12 protein-coding genes and 3 tRNA genes are annotated in these 16,955 nt (G+C 70.1%); 7 read left to right on the top strand and 8 right to left on the bottom strand.

Translation table 11 applies throughout. The annotated features are described in order from the left end of the window. Positions 1-28 precede the first annotated feature (28 nt). The 5 genes from KDB89_RS10880 to KDB89_RS10860 all read left to right on the top strand — a co-directional run bounded on the left by KDB89_RS10880 (position 29) and on the right by KDB89_RS10860 (position 2,393). The gene (locus KDB89_RS10880) at positions 29-1,393 is read left to right on the top strand and encodes a VldE C-terminal domain-containing protein (protein ID WP_219080926.1); all 1,365 of its coding nucleotides are present in this window, start codon (positions 29-31) and stop codon (positions 1,391-1,393) included. Between the two features lie 130 nt (positions 1,394-1,523). Beyond that, positions 1,524-1,596: transfer RNA gene (locus KDB89_RS10875), tRNA-Glu, on the top strand. A gap of 135 nt (positions 1,597-1,731) precedes the next feature. Further along, positions 1,732-1,808 (top strand) — tRNA-Asp (locus KDB89_RS10870). A 26-nt stretch (positions 1,809-1,834) separates the two neighbouring features. Continuing rightward, positions 1,835-1,911, top strand: a tRNA-Phe gene (locus KDB89_RS10865). Positions 1,912-1,964: 53 nt separating this feature from the next. Further along, positions 1,965-2,393, top strand: a complete 429-nt coding sequence (locus tag KDB89_RS10860) for a VOC family protein (protein ID WP_219080924.1) — start codon at positions 1,965-1,967, stop codon at positions 2,391-2,393. Between the two features lie 9 nt (positions 2,394-2,402). On the opposite strand, the gene KDB89_RS10855 is transcribed toward KDB89_RS10860, so the two are convergent. The 6 genes from KDB89_RS10855 to KDB89_RS10830 are packed head-to-tail and all read right to left on the bottom strand — an operon-like array spanning position 2,403 to position 10,144. Further along, the gene (locus tag KDB89_RS10855) at positions 2,403-3,098 is read right to left on the bottom strand and encodes a response regulator transcription factor (RefSeq protein ID WP_219080922.1); all 696 of its coding nucleotides are present in this window, start codon (positions 3,096-3,098) and stop codon (positions 2,403-2,405) included. Next, complete coding sequence (locus tag KDB89_RS10850; RefSeq protein WP_255555884.1) at positions 3,095-5,599, bottom strand: sensor histidine kinase; 2,505 nt, start codon at positions 5,597-5,599, stop codon at positions 3,095-3,097. The genes KDB89_RS10855 and KDB89_RS10850 overlap by 4 nt, the downstream gene beginning before the upstream one ends. 2 nt (positions 5,600-5,601) lie before the next feature. Then, positions 5,602-6,216 (bottom strand): K(+)-transporting ATPase subunit C, encoded by a 615-nt coding sequence (kdpC, locus tag KDB89_RS10845; protein WP_219080920.1) that lies wholly within the window; start codon positions 6,214-6,216, stop codon positions 5,602-5,604. 17 nt (positions 6,217-6,233) lie between these two features. Beyond that, positions 6,234-8,390 carry a potassium-transporting ATPase subunit KdpB gene (gene kdpB / locus KDB89_RS10840; protein WP_219080919.1) on the bottom strand — a complete coding sequence of 719 codons (2,157 nt, stop codon included), beginning with the start codon at positions 8,388-8,390 and terminating at the stop codon, positions 6,234-6,236. Between the two features lie 3 nt (positions 8,391-8,393). Next, positions 8,394-10,064: a potassium-transporting ATPase subunit KdpA gene (kdpA, locus tag KDB89_RS10835; protein WP_219080918.1), complete on the bottom strand. Its 1,671-nt coding sequence runs from the start codon at positions 10,062-10,064 to the stop codon at positions 8,394-8,396. Then, complete coding sequence (locus tag KDB89_RS10830; protein WP_255556441.1) at positions 10,064-10,144, bottom strand: potassium-transporting ATPase subunit F; 81 nt, start codon at positions 10,142-10,144, stop codon at positions 10,064-10,066. The genes kdpA and KDB89_RS10830 overlap by 1 nt, the downstream gene beginning before the upstream one ends. Before the next feature lie 323 nt (positions 10,145-10,467). Here KDB89_RS10830 and KDB89_RS10825 point away from each other — a divergent pair, with 323 nt between their 5' ends. Further along, complete coding sequence (locus KDB89_RS10825) at positions 10,468-11,229, top strand: DUF5134 domain-containing protein (protein ID WP_219080914.1); 762 nt, start codon at positions 10,468-10,470, stop codon at positions 11,227-11,229. Between the two features lie 15 nt (positions 11,230-11,244). Here the strand turns inward: KDB89_RS10825 and KDB89_RS10820 are convergent, their stop codons facing one another. Then, positions 11,245-12,711 (bottom strand): patatin-like phospholipase family protein, encoded by a 1,467-nt coding sequence (locus tag KDB89_RS10820; protein ID WP_219080912.1) that lies wholly within the window; start codon positions 12,709-12,711, stop codon positions 11,245-11,247. A 69-nt stretch (positions 12,712-12,780) separates the two neighbouring features. Between KDB89_RS10820 and KDB89_RS10815 the strand changes: the two genes are divergently transcribed. Further along, on the top strand, positions 12,781-13,377 hold the full coding sequence (locus KDB89_RS10815; protein WP_219080911.1) for a pentapeptide repeat-containing protein: 597 nt from the start codon (positions 12,781-12,783) through the stop codon (positions 13,375-13,377). A 495-nt stretch (positions 13,378-13,872) separates the two neighbouring features. On the opposite strand, the gene KDB89_RS10810 is transcribed toward KDB89_RS10815, so the two are convergent. Beyond that, complete coding sequence (locus KDB89_RS10810) at positions 13,873-16,947, bottom strand: glycine--tRNA ligase (protein WP_219080909.1); 3,075 nt, start codon at positions 16,945-16,947, stop codon at positions 13,873-13,875. Positions 16,948-16,955 lie beyond the last annotated feature (8 nt).

The following is a 16,955-nucleotide window of genomic DNA, read 5'->3' as shown; positions in this document are numbered from 1 at the left end:
TCTGCCATGTACAGCTACTGGGAGAGACGTGAGAAGAGCACTGAAGGGCATCCGGGCGACTGCGGTCGCCGCCGGACTTGCCGTGCTGGTCCAGGGTCTCGGGACCGTCGCGACCGGCCCCTCGGCCGACGCCGGCACCTCCGAGGTCACGGCCATCACCCGGGTCCACGTGAGGAGCAAGCCGACGACGTCATCGTCGTCGCTGACGATCCTCAGCAAGGGCGACAAGCTGAAGGCAACCGGCACGACGAACGGCTGGACGAAGGTCACGTATCACGGGAAGACCGCGTACGTGTACAGCCAGTACCTCAAGGGTGCCTCCTCGTCGTCGACGAGTGCGACCACGTCTGTCGCCAAGGGGACCTGGTACACGACCGCCAACCTGAACCTGCGCACGGGGGCGTCGACGAAGCACAGCAGCTACGTCATTCTCGGGAAGGGGCGCTCGGTCACGCTGACCGGCAAGGCGAGCAACGGTTTCGCGCAGCTCACCTACAAGGGCAAGACCCTGTGGGCATCGCGCAGCTATCTGACGCAGAGCAAGCCGTCGACCAGTTCGTCGCTGCCCAAGGTCACCGGGCAGAAGCGCGGAACCACCGTCCTGATGATCCGCACGACGTCCACCTCGAGCTTCACATCGCTGGGTGACGCTCCCAAGGGCACGATCTTCGACGTGACGGGGACCGTGAAGAACGGCATGGCGCAGATCATCTGGAAGAGCAACGTCCGCTGGGTCAACAACAAGTACCTGACGTCGGTCGGCGGGTCCACCAACTCGCCGTCTGCGTCCGAGACGCCTGCGACCACCACGAAGTACGCCACCGCGGTTCTCAATGTGTGGGCAAAGAGCACCGGAAGCTCCTATAGCGGCGAGATCGCCAAGGGGTCGAAGCTGGCCGTCACCGGCACCGTCAAGAACTCCCGGGCGGAGATCGTCTATAACGGTGCCATCAAGTGGGTCACGTCGAAGTACGTCTCGTCGTCGAAGCCGTCATCCTCGGCTTCAAGCGGCAACAGTTCATCGCTGAACAAGGGCTACTCGAGCGGTCTCGACAAGACCAACGCCAACGTCCAGGCCATCGCCCGCGACGTGTGGAACCGGTTCCCGCAGATCAAGACGATGTACGGCTGGCGCCGGGATGTGACTCCCGACCACCCCGCAGGGCGCGCCGTCGACGTGATGATCCCCGGCTACAAGTCCAACCAGGACCTGGGCTGGACCATCGCCAGGTACTACCGGGCGAACGCGCGGAAGTACAACATCAACTACATCATCTTCGGGCAGAAGATCTGGAACATCGCGCGTGACAGCGAGGGCTGGCGGAGCATGGCGGACCGTGGCGGAGACACGGCCAACCACTACGACCACGTCCACATCAATACCTACGGCTGATTCCCCCCACCAGCCGTACCTGGGAGGGCCCGGTGCTGATTCCTCGGCACCGGGCCCTCTCCTTTGCCATGCGCCCGGCGGGGCGGTTTGCCACCCTCCCGCCGCTATCCGTTATGATGGGTCACCGCTGGTCCCCATCGTCTAGCGGCCTAGGACTCCGCCCTTTCACGGCGGCAGCACGGGTTCGAATCCCGTTGGGGATGCGACGGCGTCAAACCCCTCGAGGGAATGTCGCCAACCGGTAATGACAAGGGCGGATGCCCGATGTGACAACCGCGAGGGGGTCACGCTATAGTTATCGGGCTGGCAGATGAGGCCGGCAAAGTGGTCAAGAAATTGGCCCCGTAGCGCAGTTGGTTAGCGCGCCGCCCTGTCACGGCGGAGGTCGCGGGTTCGAGTCCCGTCGGGGTCGCCAGGATGAGGCTGAGTGCTTCTCCTACTGGCCAGGTAGCTCAGCTGGTAGCAGCGTTCGCCTGAAAAGTGAAAGGTCGCCGGTTCGATCCCGGCCCTGGCCACCAGCACCCCGCCCAGGCGGGGTTTTCTGGTCTCAGGGCACCGGTAGCCTTCCCGCATGACCGCGCCGCACATCACCGCCATCACGCTCGGAGTCCGCGACGTCGCCGCGTCGCGACGCTTCTACGTCGACGGACTCGGCTTCGACGAGATCCCGACCGCCTCCGACGACATCGCCTTCGTCCGCGCCGGCCACGGCCTGCTGCTGGCTCTGTGGGACGCGACGCAGCTGCCCTCCGAGTACGGAGACGTGGGCCACGGCCCGCTCGCTCCTCCCATGTCGCTGGGGCACAACGTCGCCGGCCCCGACGAGGTGCGGACCTGGTTCGAGCGTGCCGTCTCCGCGGGCGCCAGCCCGGTCTCCGAGCCGCGGGAGCAGGTGTGGGGCGGCGTCAGCGCGTGCGTCGCGGACCCGGACGGCTTCCGCTGGGACTTCGTCCACAACCCGGCCTTCTCCGTCGCCGACGACGGGTCGGTCACCGTCTGAGGCCGCGCCTCAGCCCGCCGACACGTTCTCCAGCCGGTACCCCATGCCCGGCTCCGTGATGATGTGCACCGGGTTAGAGGGATCGGACTCGAGCTTCTTGCGGAGCTGGGAGACATACAGCCGCAGGTAGCCGCTGTCCTCCGCATGCTCGGTGCCCCAGATGCTGGTCAGCAGCGTCTGCCGCGTCACGAGCCGGCCCGAGTTGCGGATGAGGATCTCGATCACCTGCCACTCGGTGGGCGTGAGCCGCACCTGGCGGCGCCCCGACGACGACTCACGCGTCACGCTGCGGGCCGCCAGGTCGATCGTGACGTCTCCCAGCCGGACCGACGGTACCGCCTCGTCCTTCTGCACGCGGCGGGTGAGCGCGCGGATGCGGGCGAGCAGCTCCTCGATGGAGAAGGGCTTCGTCACGTAGTCGTCGGCGCCGGCGTCGAGCGCCTCGACCTTGTCGTAGGCGCCGGTCCGGCCGGAGACGACCAGGATCGGCGCCTGGGACCAGCCGCGGATGCCATGGATGACGTCGATGCCGTTGAGCTGCGGCATCCCGAGATCGAGGAGGTAGACGTCCGGGTGGTCGTCGATCGCGGCGCTGATGGCCTGCGCGCCGTCGGAGGCGGTGACCACCTCGTAGCCCTTGGCCGCGAGCGTGATCCGCAGCGCGCGGAGGATCTGCGGGTCATCGTCGGCGATCAGGATCTTCATGCTGTGGCCTCCTGCGTCGGTTCGTCCGGGCGGGAGACTCGGAGCGCGACGACCATTGTCAGGCCGCCGCCGGGGGTCTCCTCGGGAGTCAGCTCACCGCCCATGGCCTCGACGAAGCCCCGCGACAGCGCGAGCCCCAGGCCCAGTCCGCTCGAGTTGTCGGTGTCCCCGAGACGCTGGAAGGGCTGGAAGATGCCGTCCTGGTCATCCGGCGAGACGCCCGACCCATGGTCGATGACGCGGATCTCCATCCGGTATCCGAAGGTGCTGGTCGTGACCGTCACCGGCACCTCCGGCGGTGAGTAGCGCAGCGCATTCGTCAGCAGGTTCACGATGACCCGCTGCAGCAGCACCGGGTCGGCGCTGGCGCAGCTGTCCTCGTGGTCGAGGGAGAGCCGCACCTCCGTCGGGCCGAGGCCCAGTTCGTCGAGGGCAGGGGCGATGGACTCGGCCGGGTCGGTCGGCAGGGTGTGGATGCTGAGTACCCCGGCCTGCAGGCGACTGACGTCCAACAGGTCGTTGACGAGCGTCGCGAGCGCGGCGAGGCTCTCGTCGGCCGTCTCGAGGAGCTCCTGCCGGTCGTCGCCCGACAGGCCGGGGCCGGCCGTCCGGAGGCCGCCGACCGCCGCGGACGCGGCGGCCAGCGGGCGCCGCAGATCGTGGCTGAGCGCCGACAACAGCGCGCCGCGGACGCGGTCGGATGCCGCGATGGGCGCGATCTCTTCCGCCGTCGCGGTGAGCCTTCTGTGCTCGAGCGCGGCCCCGATCTGCGAGGCGACAACGGTGAGCAGGCGGCGCTCCGAAGCGGGCAGGTCATTGCCCGAGAGCTCGAGGGTGCCCTCGCCGGACAGATCGATGCACAGGTGGTGGCCCCAGTCGCCGTCCCCGGAGGCGGCGACGATCCGGTCTCCGACCCGGACCCTGACCGCCTCGAACTGGAAAGCCTCCCGGGTCCGGTCCACCAGGGCCTGGATCGCGTTGTCCCCGCGAAGCACGCTGCCCGCCACCGTCTGGATGAGCTCGGACTCGGCCGCGGCCCGGCGGGCGGCGCGCGTGTACCGGGCCGCGCGGTCGACGACGACGCTGACCAGCGTCGCGATCACGACGTAGAGGAGCAGAGCGACGATGTGCATCGGCTCGGCGATCGTGATGGTGTGGAGGGGGTCGATGAAGAAATAGTCGAGCGTGATGCCCGACAGCACGGCCGCGAACAGCGCTGGCCAGAGCCCGCCCACCAGCGCGACGAGGACCACGAGGAGCTGGTAGCTCAGCACGTCGCTGGTGATGGAATCCTCGGAACGCAGCGTCAACAGCAGCGCGGTGAGCATGGGCCCACCGAGGAGGGCGAGTAGGAAGCCGAGGGCCTGCCGACGGATCGTGAGGGCGCCACCCGCGCGGGGAAGCGCGAAGCGGCTGGCCGCAGCATGCGTGACGATGTGGACATCGATGTCGCCGGAGTCCCGCAGCACCGTCGCGCCGATGCCGGGGCCGGTCAGCGCGGTGGCCAGGCGGCCGCGGCGGCTGACGCCCAGGACCAGCTGGGTCGCGTTCAGCGAGCGGGCGAACTCCACCAGCGACGTGGGCACGTCGTCGCCGACCACCTGGTGGTAGGTGCCGCCCAGTTTCTCAACCAGTGCCCGCTGCTGCGCCAGCGACGCGGGACTGCCCGACCGCAGCCCGTCCTGGCTCGTGACGTGCACAGCGATCAGCTCGCCGCCGGCGGATCTCGCCGCGATCCGTGCGCCTCGACGCAGCAGCGTCTCGCCCTCGGGCCCGCCCGTCAGCGCCACGACGACGCGCTCCCTGGCCTCCCAGGTGACGCTGATGTCGTGCTCCCGGCGGTACCGCGTCAGGGCCTGGTCGACCTCGTCGGCCAGCCACAGCAGCGCGAGCTCCCGCAGCGCGGTCAGGTTGCCGAGCCGGAAGTAGTTCGACAGCGCCGCGTCGATCCGCTCCGCCGGGTAGACGATGCCCTCCGAGAGCCGGCTGCGTAGCGCCTGCGGGGCCAGGTCGATGACCTCGACCTGGTCGGCCCGTCGCAGGAAGCTGTCGGGGATCGTCTCGCGCTGGGGGACGCCCGTGATCTGCTCGACGACGTCGTTCAGCGACTCGATGTGCTGGATGTTGAGGGTGGAGATGACGTCCACGCCGGCGGCCAGCAGTTCGGCGACGTCCTCCCAGCGCTTCTCGTTGCGGGACCCCGGCGCGTTGGTGTGCGCGAGTTCATCCACGAGCGCGACGTCGGGTGCCCGCCGCAGGACGGCATCGATGTCGAGTTCCTCGAGCGTGACGCCGCGGTGCTGGAACGTGGTGCGCGGCACCTGGGGGATGCCCTCGGCCATCTTCGCCGTGGCCGAGCGCCCATGGGTCTCGACGATGCCGACGACGACGTCGCGGCCCTCCTCCAGCAGGAGGCGGCGTCCCTCCTCGAGCATTGCGAAGGTCTTGCCGACGCCGGGGGCGGCGCCGAGCAGCACGCGTAGTCGCCCCCGGTTCGCCACGTTCAGCCCTCCAGTTCGTCCAGCGCGAGGTTCAACTCGGGCACGTTCACGACACTCTCGCCGAGGTGCCCCAGGTCCGGGCCGGACGTATGCGCGGCGACGAGGTCGGTGACCTCGTCGGTCGTGAGGCCGCGCGCCGCGGCGACCCGCCCGATCTGGATTGTGGCATAGGCGGGGCTGATGTGCGGGTCGAGGCCGGAACCCGAGGATGTCACGGCGTCCGCGGGGACCAGGGACTCGTCGACGCCGTTGAAGGCCGCGACCTCGGTGACCCGCGAGGCGACGGCGTCGATCAGGTCCGGGTTCTCCGGGCCGAGATTCGACCCGGACGACGAGGTCGCGTCGTACCCGTCTCCCGCCGCCGACGGGCGGGGCTGGAAGTACCCGGCCAGGGGGCGGCCCGCCGCGTCGGTGAACGACTGGCCGATCAGCGAGGATCCGACGACGACGCCGTCGCCGCCGGAGATCAGGGAGCCGTTCGCCTGCTGTGGGAAGGCCAGCTGGCCGACGGCGGTGATGAGGAGCGTGTAGCCGAGGCCGAGCACGACTGTGAACAGGAGCAGCGCGCGGGTCGCCACCCAGATCATCCGTCCGCCGCTGCGGGTGGCTGTGATCATGACTGAGTCCTTACCTGTCAGAAGCCGGGGATGAGGCGCACGAGCTGGTCGATGAGCCAGATCCCGATGAAGGGGGTGATGATGCCGCCGAGCCCGTAGACGGCGAGGTTGCGGCCGAGCAGCTGCGAGGCGCTGACGGGCCGGTACTGCACACCGCGCAGCGCGAGCGGCACGAGGAAGACGATCACGATGGCGTTGAAGATCACGGCCGACAGCACAGCCGAGGCCGGCGAGCTCAGCCCCATGATGTTGAGGACCGCCAGGCTCGGAAACACCCCCATGAAGATGGCGGGGATGATCGCGAAGTACTTGGCGACGTCGTTGGCGATGGAGAACGTCGTCAGCGCGCCGCGGGTGATGAGGAGCTGCTTGCCGATGGCGACGATGTCGATGAGCTTGGTCGGGTCGGAGTCGAGGTCGACCATGTTGCCCGCCTCCTTCGCCGCGGACGTGCCCGTGTTCATGGCGACGCCGACGTCGGCCTGCGCCAGGGCCGGGGCGTCGTTGGTGCCGTCACCGGTCATCGCGACGAGGTTGCCGCCCTCCTGCTCGCGCCGGATGTAGGCGAGCTTCTGCTCGGGCGTGGCCTCCGCCAGGTAGTCGTCGACGCCCGCCTCCTGCGCGATCGCCGCGGCCGTCAGCGGGTTGTCGCCGGTGACCATCACCGTGCGGATGCCCATGGCGCGGAGTTCGGCGAACCGGGCCTGCAGGCCCTCCTTCACGACGTCCTTCAGGTGGACGACGCCCAGGAGGCGGCCCGTGCCGTCCGCGCTCCTCGACGCGACGACCAGCGGGGTGCCGCCCGAGGACGCGATGGCCTCGACGCGCCCCTCCAGCTCGGCCAGCGTGCCGGCGTCGACGGCGCCGGACTCCTCCCGCAGCCACGCGATCACCGCGGAGCCGGCCCCCTTGCGGATCTGGGCCCCGTCGGCCAGGTCCAGCCCCGACATGCGCGTCTGCGCGGTGAACGGGACGATGACTCCGCGGGGATCCGGTCCAGGGTCGGTGCCCAGCTCGCGCCCGAGTGCCACGATCGACGATCCCTCCGGGGTGGGGTCGGCCAGCGACGACGTCACCGCGGCCAGGACGAGCTCCTCGCGCGGTACGCCGGTCAGGCGGACGAAGCCGGTGGCGCGTCGGTTGCCGTAGGTGATGGTGCCCGTCTTGTCCATCAGGAGCGTTGTCACATCGCCGGCGGCCTCGACCGCGCGGCCCGACATGGCCAGCACGTTGCGCTGGATCAGCCGGTCCATGCCGGCGATGCCGATGGCCGACAGCAGCGCGCCGATGGTCGTCGGGATGAGGCAGACGAGCAGCGCGACCAGCACGGTGATGCTCGCAGGTTGCGCCGGGTACGAGGCGATCGGGTTGAGGGTGAGGGCGACGACCACGAACACGATGGACAGCGACGCCAGCAGGATGTTCAGCGCGATCTCGTTGGGGGTCCGCTGCCGGGCGGCCCCCTCGACGAGCGCGATCATGCGGTCGACAAAGGTCTCGCCGGGCTTCGACGTGATGCGCACCACGATCCGGTCGGACAGCACGCGCGTGCCTCCCGTGACGGCCGACCGGTCGCCGCCCGACTCCCGGATCACGGGCGCGGACTCGCCGGTGATGGCCGACTCGTCGACGCTGGCGATGCCCCAGATGATGTCGCCGTCGCCCGGGATCAGGTCCCCGGCGACGACCACGACGGTATCGCCGAGCCGCAGCTCGGCCGAGGACACCTCCTCGGTGGCGGCCAGCTCCGCGGCGGGATCGTCGTCGGCCCGGTAGCCCTGCGCCCGGTGCGCCACGGTGGTGGTGCGGGTGCGGCGCAGCGTCTCGGCCTGGGCCTTGCCGCGGCCCTCGGCGATGGACTCGGCGAGGTTGGCGAACAGGACGGTGAGCCACAGCCAGCCGGCGATGGACCACGTGAACGCCCACGGGACCTCCGTCCCGCCGGAGGCTGCGGGGCCGCCGGTGAAGGCCTCGACGATGCCGAGCAGCGTCGTGAGCGCGGCCCCGACCCAGACGATCAGCATCACGGGGTTGCGCCACTGGTGGCGCGGGTGCAGCTTCACCAGGGCTCCGGGCAGGGCCGCGGAGACCTGGGACCAGGCGAGCCCGCGGCGGGGTGCGGCGGCCGGCGGCGCGACGCGTTCGTCGGCCTTGGGTTGGGTGAGTGTGGACATGGTTCAGAGCAGCCCTTCAGCCAGGGGACCCAGCGTGAGAATGGGGAAGAAGACGAGTGCGGTGACCAGGACCGCGGTGGCCACCGTCATGCCGACGAACAGCGGTCGATGGGTGGGGAGCGTGCCCGCGGTGGCGGGTGTGGCGCCCTGGGCGGCCAACGAACCCGCCAGCGCCAGGACCAGCACGATGGGGATGAACCGGCCGAACAGCATCGCCGCGCCGAGCGCGGCGGTCAGCCACGGTGTGCTCGCGGTCAGCCCGGCGAATGCCGACCCGTTGTTGTTCGCGGCCGACGCGAAGGCGTAGATCACCTCGGACAGGCCATGCGATCCGGCGTTGGCGAGCGAGACGTCCACGACGCTGTCGCGGATCGCCGGGACGGCGAAGCTCAGCGCCACGCCCACGAGGACCAGGATCGGCATGACCAGGATGTACAGGCTGGCGAGCTTCATCGCGCGCGGTGTGATCTTCTTGCCGAGGTATTCCGGGGTCCGCCCGACGAGCAGGCCCGCGATGAACACCGCGATCACGGCGACGATGAGCATGCCGTAGAGGCCGGACCCGACGCCGCCGGGGGCGATCTCGCCCAGCATCATGTTGATCATCGCCATCATCCCGCCGAGCCCCGTGTAGGAGTCGTGCATGGAGTTGACCGCCCCAGTGGAGGTCAGCGTCGTCGACGTGGCGTAGATCACGGATTGCACGAGCCCGAAGCGCGCCTCCTTTCCCTCCATCGCGGCGCCCGCCAGCTCGACGGCCGTGCCCCGGCCCGCGAACTCGAAGGCGGCCATCGCAGCGGTCGAGAGGAGGTACAGCGTCGCCATGGCGGCGAGGATGGCGCGGCCCTGGCGACGGTCGCCGATCATCGTGCCGAACGTCCGGGGCAGCGAGAACGGGATCAGCAGGAGGAGGAAGACCTGCAGCAGGCTCGTCCAGGCCGCGGGGTTCTCGAACGGGTGGGCCGAGTTGGCGTTGAAGAAGCCGCCGCCGTTGGTCCCGAGTTCCTTGATGGCCTCCTGGGATGCGACGGGCCCCCCGGGGATGCTCTGCACCCCGTCGGCGACCGTAGGAACGTCGGTGAACCCGTTGAAGTTCTGGATGACGCCGCCCGCGATGAGCACGACGGCGGCCACGATCGACAGCGGCAGCAGGATCCGCAGAGTGCCGCGGACCAGGTCCACCCAGAAGTTCCCGATGGTCCCCGACGACCGGTAGGCGAACCCGCGGACCAGCGCGACGGCGACGGCCAGCCCGACCGCGGCCGAGAGGAAGTTCTGCACCGTCAGCCCGAGGAACTGCACGGTGTAGCCGAGCGCCTCGCCCGAGTACGCCTGCCAGTTCGTGTTGGTCACGAACGAGATGGCGGTGTTGAAGGCGACTCCGGGTTCGACGGCGGCGTTCCCGAGGGAGAAGGGCAGCCATTCCTGCGCGCGTTGCAGCAGGTAGAGGAACAGGACACCCACCAGCGAGAAGTACAGCACCGAGCGCGCATAGGCCTGCCAGGACTGCTCGCGGTCAGAATCGACGCCGACGACGCGGTAGATGCCGGACTCGACCCTCCAGTGCCTTGGCGTGGTGAAGACCCGCGCCATGTAGTCGCCCAGCGGGCGGTGCGCGAGGCCGAGAGCCAGCGCGAGGGTGGCGATGCTCGCGGCGAGCAGGATCCAGTCCATCAGAACCGCTCCGGGCGCACGAGGGCGATGAGGAGGTAGACGACCGCGGCGACCCCCAGGGCGGCGGCGAGGAACTCCATGATGATCACAGCTTCTCCACCGCCTTCCCGACGATGCCGACGGCGACGAACAGGACGATGACGCTCAGCACGTAGACGAGGTCCAGCACTTCGGGCTCCAATCGGGAGAATCGCGAGCGCCGTTCTCCCGGCGCCCCACCTGATGCAACACCGTGCTGCGCGCCCTGGAAACTGTCCTAACGGAACCCATACGGCCGGCCCCGGAAACCTCACGATTCCCTGACGCAGAAGGCTCCCGCAGGCCCTGCTCCGCCCTGCGCGGAAATGGCGCGACGCCCTCTCCGACGCCACTAGAGTCACGGGGACACCTCCGGAAGGACCCCATGTTCACGTTCGACGCCACCCCGGTGAAGTTCATCGGCCTGCTGATCCTGTTCGCCTGGTGCACCATCTGGTGCATCTACGAGGTGACGCGCAGGCAGACGGGAGTCCAGCGGGTCTCGAACGTCCTGCACGTCGCGATGGCCGTCGTGATGCTCGCCATGATCGCGGGGCCGACGTGGAAGGGCCTGACCGCGGTCGTGCCGACCTGGGGGCTGACGGTCGTCTTCGTGGCCGCGACGCTCTGGTTCATCGCCCGCATCCCCGTCTCGCGGGCCGCCGGTGACGCTGCAGGGGTGAAGCACTTCGCCGGGCACTCGATGATGTTCGGCGCGATGGTGTGGCACCTGGCGGCGATGGCCGTCATGGCCGCGGCGATGTCCGCGCCGGCCGCCTCCGCCGGGGCCGACATGGACATGTCAGGCCACGGCGACATGGCGGGCTCCGGCTCCTCGATGGGCGGCATGGACTCCATGTCTGCCATGCAGCAGCAGGGCGGGGCGCTCTGGTGGTTCGCGGTGGTCGGGCTGGCCTTCATGACGTACCTGCTGGTCGCGAGCGTCGTCGCGTTGATCCGCGTCTTCGACAACCGCGGCGAGGGCGTGGGGGAACTCGCCGCCTGCTGCGCGGAGATCCGCCCCGTCGGGACGACGAAGTACCGCCTGGCCGCGCTTTCCGACTTCGCGATGAACTTCGGCATGTTCTGGATGAGCACCGGCCTGCTCGTCCCTGTGCTGCCGTTCTTCGCCGCGCTGGCCTTCTGAGGGCTCAGCCGCAGGTCACATGCTGAGCCACGGCGGGGCGAACGTCGGCTGATCCGCATGCCGCTCCCACTGGCGCCACCACTGGTCCGCGCCGGGCGGCAGAGGGGTGCCGTGCGCCGAGCGCACCGCGTCGCGGAGCTCGACCTTCACCGAGTGCAGCGCGACCTCCGCCCGCCTCGTCGGCGTCGGCTGCTCGAGGTACTCCTTCTCCAGCTGGAGCCCGCGCACCCGCAGCTGCGTGATGAGGCGGTGGCGGGCCTCGGAGGCGGCGTCCATGTCCAGGTGCCTCTCGGCGGCCCGCATCCAGCCGTAGGCCTCGTTGATGGCGATGAGGCCGGGGTCGACCGTCATGGCGTCGTGCACGACAAGCTCGGGGAAGATCACGACGGCGCCCGTCGAGTGCGCGTACGCCAGCTCGTCGCGGCCGGCCTCGTCGATCAGGATCTCGGTGGAGCGCATCACGACGGAGAAGATGTCGGCGTTGGCCATCGACTTGCGGCGCTGCACGCCCATGGCCTGCGAGCTGACGACGTAGTTCCGGGCCGCGCCGAGGTGCCCGATCGTGAGCTCGGCGGGGAGGTTCTCCCGGGCGCCGCCGTCGACATAGGTCTCCGCGCCCAGCGGGACCGGGCGGAACACCGCGGGGATGGAGCAGGAGGCCAGCACGCCGACGCTGAGGTCGTGCTCGGCCGCGTCGAACGGCTCGTCCTCGCGGTTCACCAGGGTGCCGCGCTCGGTCATGTAGCGGAGCTCGCCGGACTCGAGGGCGACCATGGCCAGCCGCAGTGTCGTGCCGGAGGCCGCGACGCGCGCGGGGGAGAACATCTCCTCATCCAGAAGCTTGGCGAGCACCGGACCGGGCCGGTACATGGAGCGCGTGTTGTCCAGGCCGTGGGCGATGGTGCTGAGGTCGGAGCCGATGCGCGGCAGCTGACCCAGGTGCGAGGCGATGCCGGACAGCATGGCGAGCGACCAGTCGGAGCGGATCTCGGTCTCGTCGTCGGGGGTGAGCGCAAGCTCGAGCGGGCTGGGGGGCTCGTCGGCCGGCTCGGGGCTCGCAGCGGAGGCGCTGCGCCTGAAGGGCAGCCAGCCGCTCCGGGTGGGCTCGGGTCGCACCGGTCGGGCCGGCCGGACGATCTCCAGCCATGTCGGCGCCTCGGTCTCCAGCCGGGCGAACCACGGTCGCGCCGTGAACATGTCCGAGTTCGCCGTCATCGAGTCCCAGATGTCGGTGAGGCGCCGCAGATACATCCGCTGACCCTCCGGGGTGGCCGCCTGGGCCAGCGAGGAGGCGATGATCGAGCCCGCGGAGGCGCCGACGAAGATCGTGGGCGTGAACTCCTCGTCGTGCTCGTACAGGTAGGCGAGCGCGCCGAGCTGGAAGCTCGCCCGGGCCCCGCCCCCGGACAGGATGCAGGAGACCACCGTCGGGCGAGGCGTGAGTGAGAAGAACGGAAGACCGAAGAGTCCCTTGCCAGCCATCTGTCAAGACTATTGCATGCCCCGACGTGGGCGACGACGGCCACCGCAGCCCCTCGGTAGGGTCGGGTCATGGACTACGCGGAGCTTATCGAGCACGACGACATCGAGGGCGTCCGCCGGTCGGGGGTCGACTTCAGCGGCGCCGACGAGGACGGCCTGAGGATCCTCGACTGCCGGTTCGACGGCGCCCGGCTGAACGGCGCGAAGTTCACGGGCTGCCGGTTCATCGACGTGGTCTTCGACGCGGCCGACGCGCCCGATCTCGAGCTGTCGAAGTGCGCACTGCAGGACGTCGCGATCACCGCGTCGCGCCTCGGGGGAGTGCAGGCCTACGCGGGGACCTGGACTCGGGTCACGATCGTCGGCGGCAAGGTGGGATACCTCAATCTCCGCTCCGCCAAGCTCGCCCGCGTCCGCTTCGAGGACTGCGTGGTCGACGAGCTGGACCTGTCGCAGACGCAGGTGGACCGGCTGAGCTTCAGCGGCTGCACCGTCGGCCGCCTGGACCTCAGCAACGCGCGGTGCAAGGACGTGGACCTGAGCGGTGCGGAGGTCCTGACCCTGGAGTCGAACCCGGAGGGCCTGCGCGGCGTGTCCGTGAGCCACGCGCAGGCCGTCGACCTCGCCCCGGGCCTCGCCCGCATCCTGGGCATGAAGGTGGTCTGAGCCTGCCCCCGGTTTCCCCTGGGGTCACCCGCCGCCCCCTTCCCGCACAACAATGCCTATGCTCCTGCCGCTGCAACATGGGTACAGCAGCCCCGACATAGGCATTGTTGTGCGGGGAAGGGCTGGATATGGGAACAACGCGGCTGATGACCGCGGCGCCCACCCACAGACGCCATCCTTACCGACGGACGCCACCCTTAACGACGGACGCCACCCTTGTTCGCACATGCCACCGCCATGGCGGTGGCATGTGTCGAGACGGGTGGCGTCTGCACATAGGGGTGGCGTCGAGGACGCGACGTCGACGACGGGGAGCAGCCCGTTGCTGCTCGTCGCGCCATGAGCCCGCCCGTCACCCCTTTTCCGCACAACAATGCCTATGCTGCTGCCGCTGCAACATGGGTACAGCAGCCCCGACATAGGCATTGTTGTGCGCGCGGGTCGGGGAAGCCACGGCGACCCGCACGGAAGCCAAGGCGACCCGCACGCTGGAGCTCAGCCCAGGGCGACGTCCAGCGACTTCCAGTCGACGCCGGCAGGCGCGAGCGCCAGCACGGAGGCCAATAGCCCCTGACGCGCGGCGCGGACCTCCGGGTCCTCGGCATTGACGAGGATGTCGTCGAAGAACCGGGCGGCCGCGGCGACCACGGGTGCGGTCGCGTCCAGCAGGCCCGCGACGCTGCCGTCGGCCGTCCCGGCCGGGACCGACGCGACGGCGTCGCGCAGCGACACCTCGGCGGGCTCGGTGAGCTTCGACTCGTCGACGGCCACGTCGGCGCCTGCCTGGGGCAGCGCCTCGGCCGGCAGGATGCGCGTGATGCGCACCAACGTGGCGACCAGGTCGCGGAGGCGCTGGTCGTCCTGAGCCCCTGTCAGCTCGTTGAGGAGCCGCGCGGCGTACCCGGGGGTGTCGGCGGCCGGGAGGATCGCGGCGACGAGGTCCGCGGAGGTGCCCTCGTCGCGCAGCAGCTGGGCGAAGCGGCCGATGGTGAACTCCAGCGCGGAGTCCACGGCGTCGGGCGCCACGTCGATGCCCTGCTCCGCGAGGCGGGCGACGGCGTCGGTCAGGCCCTCGCGGATGGTCAGGGTCTCGAGCGGGGTGCCGGCGGCCTCGCGGAGGATCCGCACGACGCCGAGCGCCGCGCGGCGCAGGCCGAACGGGTCGGACGAGCCGGTGGGCTTGGCCCCCAACGCGAACATCGCGGCGAGCAGGTCGAAGCGGTCGCCCAGCGCCAGGAGGGCGCCCGGGGTGGAGGCGGGGACCGGGTCGGCGGAGGTGTGCGGCTGCTCCATCTCGAACAGCGCGTCGGCGACGGCCTGGGTCTCGCCCATCCGGACGGCGTACTCGCGGGCGATGAACCCGGCGAGCGAGCTCATCTCGACGACCATCTGCGTCGCCAGGTCGAACTTCGCCAGCTGGCCGGCGCGCGTCAGCGTCGCGCGCTCGTGGCCTACGAGCCCGACGCGGTCGGCGAGCTTCTCCGCGACGTCGGCGATGCGGCGGGCGCGGACACCCACCGAGCCAAGGCGCTCCTCGAACGTGAGCTTGTCGAGGCCGGGGACGAACTCGTCGGCCTGCTTCGTCTCGAGGTCGGAGTTCCAGAAGAACAGGGCGTCCTCGTAGCGGGCCCGGATGACCGACTCGTTGCCGGCGCGGACGGTCTCGTCGTCGCACAGGCCGTTGGCCATCGTGACGAAGTGGGCGGCGAGCTTCCCGTCCCGGTAGACGGGGAGGTAGCGCTGGTGCTTGCGCATCACCGTGGTGAGGATCTTATCCGGCAGGCCGAGGTAGCGCTCGTCGAAGTGGCCGAGCACGCCGTGCGGGTCCTCCACCAGGTTGGTGATCTCGTCGACCAGGGCGCTCTCGCCCTCCAGATCGACGGTGCAGCCGACGGACTCGGCCAGCGCCGTGGCCCGCTCCTCGACCTGAGCGCGACGCTCGGCGCTCGACAGCGTGATCGCGCCGGCCTCGATGGTGCTGAGCAGCTCGCCCGCGGAGGCGACGTCCAGGTGGCCGACGAGCGCGCCGTCGGCGCGACGGCCGGACTCCTCGCCCGCGACGGGGCGCTGCAGGTAGGTGGTGCGGCCGGAGGTCAGCCCGGAGACGCGCACCGGGACGACGACATCGCCCCACAGGACGACGAGCCAGCGGATGGCGCGTGAGAAGGACAGGTCGGCGTCGTTCCAGCGCATGTTCTTCTCGGCGCGCAGCCCGGAGACGACCTCGGCGACGATCCCGCCGACGACCTCGAGGACCCCGCGGCCCTCCAGCGTGGCCTTGACCGCGGCGTGCTCGTTGCCGCCGATCTCGGCCTTGACGACCTGGTCGGCGGTGACGCCCTGGCCGCGCATGAAGCCCTGCAGCGCCTTGGACGGGTTGCCCTCGGCGTCGAACGCCGCGGACCACTTCGGGCCCTTGCGGAGCTGCTCGGCGTCGGGCTCGCTCGCGGCGACGTCCTCGACGACCGCGACGATGCGGCGCGGCGTTCCTTCGACGGTGATCGAACCATGGGTCAGGCGGGTGGCGGCGAGCTTGGCGGTCAGCGCCTCGCGTACCGCGTCGACCGTCTGGGGGACGACGTGCGGCGGCAGCTCCTCGACGCCGATCTCGAGGGCCAGCGTCTGCGGCTGCGCGTCGTGCGCGACCTCGGGCGCGTCGACGACCGGAGCCTCGACGGCGGCCTCCTCGCGCTTCAGCGGGAAGCCCAGCTCCTCGCGGCGCTCGATCCACAGCGCGGCGGTGTCGCGCATCAGGCGGCGCATCGTGGCGAAGGCCTTGGCGCGCTCGGTGGTCGAGATCGCGCCGCGGGCGTCGAGCACGTTGAACGCGTGGCTCGACTTCAGGATGTAGCTGTGGGCCGGGACGGGGAGCCGCTCGGCGACCATGCGCGTCGCCTCGCCGACGTAGGTCTCGTACAGGCGGCGGTTCGCCTCGACGTCCGCGTCGTCCAGGTAGTAGCGGCTCATCTCGTACTCCTGCTGCCCGAAGGCCTCCCCGTAGGTCACGGGGCGCCCGTCGGCGGCGATGGCGTAGACGATGTCCTTGAAGTGCGTGACGCCCTGCTGGGCCATGAGGATGCGCTCGACGCCGTAGGTCAGCTCGACGGGGATCGGGTCGAGGTTCTGGCCGCCGACCTGCTGGAAGTAGGTGAACTGCGTGATCTCCATGCCGTCCAGCCACACCTCCCAGCCGAGGCCCCAGGCGCCGATGGCCGGCTGCTGCCAGTTGTCCTCGACGAAACGGACGTCGTGCTTGGACAGGTCGATGCCCAGCGCCTCGAGCGAGCCCAGGTACAGCTCCTGCGGGTCGCCCGGCTCGGGCTTCAGGATGACCTGGAACTGCGTGTGCGTCTGCAGACGGTTCGGGTTCTCGCCGTAGCGGGAGTCGTCGGGGCGGACGGACGGCTCGACATAGGCGACGTCCCACGGCTCGGGACCGAGCACGCGCAGCACGGTCGCGGGGTTCATGGTTCCCGCGCCGACCTCCGTGTTGAAGGGCTGCCAGGTCAGGCAGCCTTTCGAGGTCCAGTAGTCGGACAGTCGTCTCAGGGCGTCTTGCATCGTCAGCACCTGGTCAG

Source organism: Tessaracoccus palaemonis, assembly GCF_019316905.1.
Classification (GTDB): domain Bacteria; phylum Actinomycetota; class Actinomycetes; order Propionibacteriales; family Propionibacteriaceae; genus Arachnia; species Arachnia palaemonis.
The sequence above is the reverse complement of the archived record's forward strand: the minus strand, read 5'-3'. Positions and strand labels throughout refer to the sequence as shown.

Bases quoted from the DNA above. Each gene is read 5' to 3' on its own strand.
- kdpC (WP_219080920.1), bottom strand. From the start codon at position 6,216: ATGATCACAGCCACCCGCAGCGGCGGACGGATGATCTGGGTGGCGACC.
- kdpA (WP_219080918.1), bottom strand. From the start codon at position 10,064: ATGGACTGGATCCTGCTCGCCGCGAGCATCGCCACCCTCGCGCTGGCT.
- KDB89_RS10860 (WP_219080924.1), top strand. From the start codon at position 1,965: ATGACCGCGCCGCACATCACCGCCATCACGCTCGGAGTCCGCGACGTC.
- KDB89_RS10815 (WP_219080911.1), top strand. From the start codon at position 12,781: ATGGACTACGCGGAGCTTATCGAGCACGACGACATCGAGGGCGTCCGC.
- KDB89_RS10830 (WP_255556441.1), bottom strand. From the start codon at position 10,144: ATGGAGTTCCTCGCCGCCGCCCTGGGGGTCGCCGCGGTCGTCTACCTC.
- KDB89_RS10820 (WP_219080912.1), bottom strand. From the start codon at position 12,711: ATGGCTGGCAAGGGACTCTTCGGTCTTCCGTTCTTCTCACTCACGCCT.
- KDB89_RS10825 (WP_219080914.1), top strand. From the start codon at position 10,468: ATGTTCACGTTCGACGCCACCCCGGTGAAGTTCATCGGCCTGCTGATC.
- KDB89_RS10855 (WP_219080922.1), bottom strand. From the start codon at position 3,098: ATGAAGATCCTGATCGCCGACGATGACCCGCAGATCCTCCGCGCGCTG.
- kdpB (WP_219080919.1), bottom strand. From the start codon at position 8,390: ATGTCCACACTCACCCAACCCAAGGCCGACGAACGCGTCGCGCCGCCG.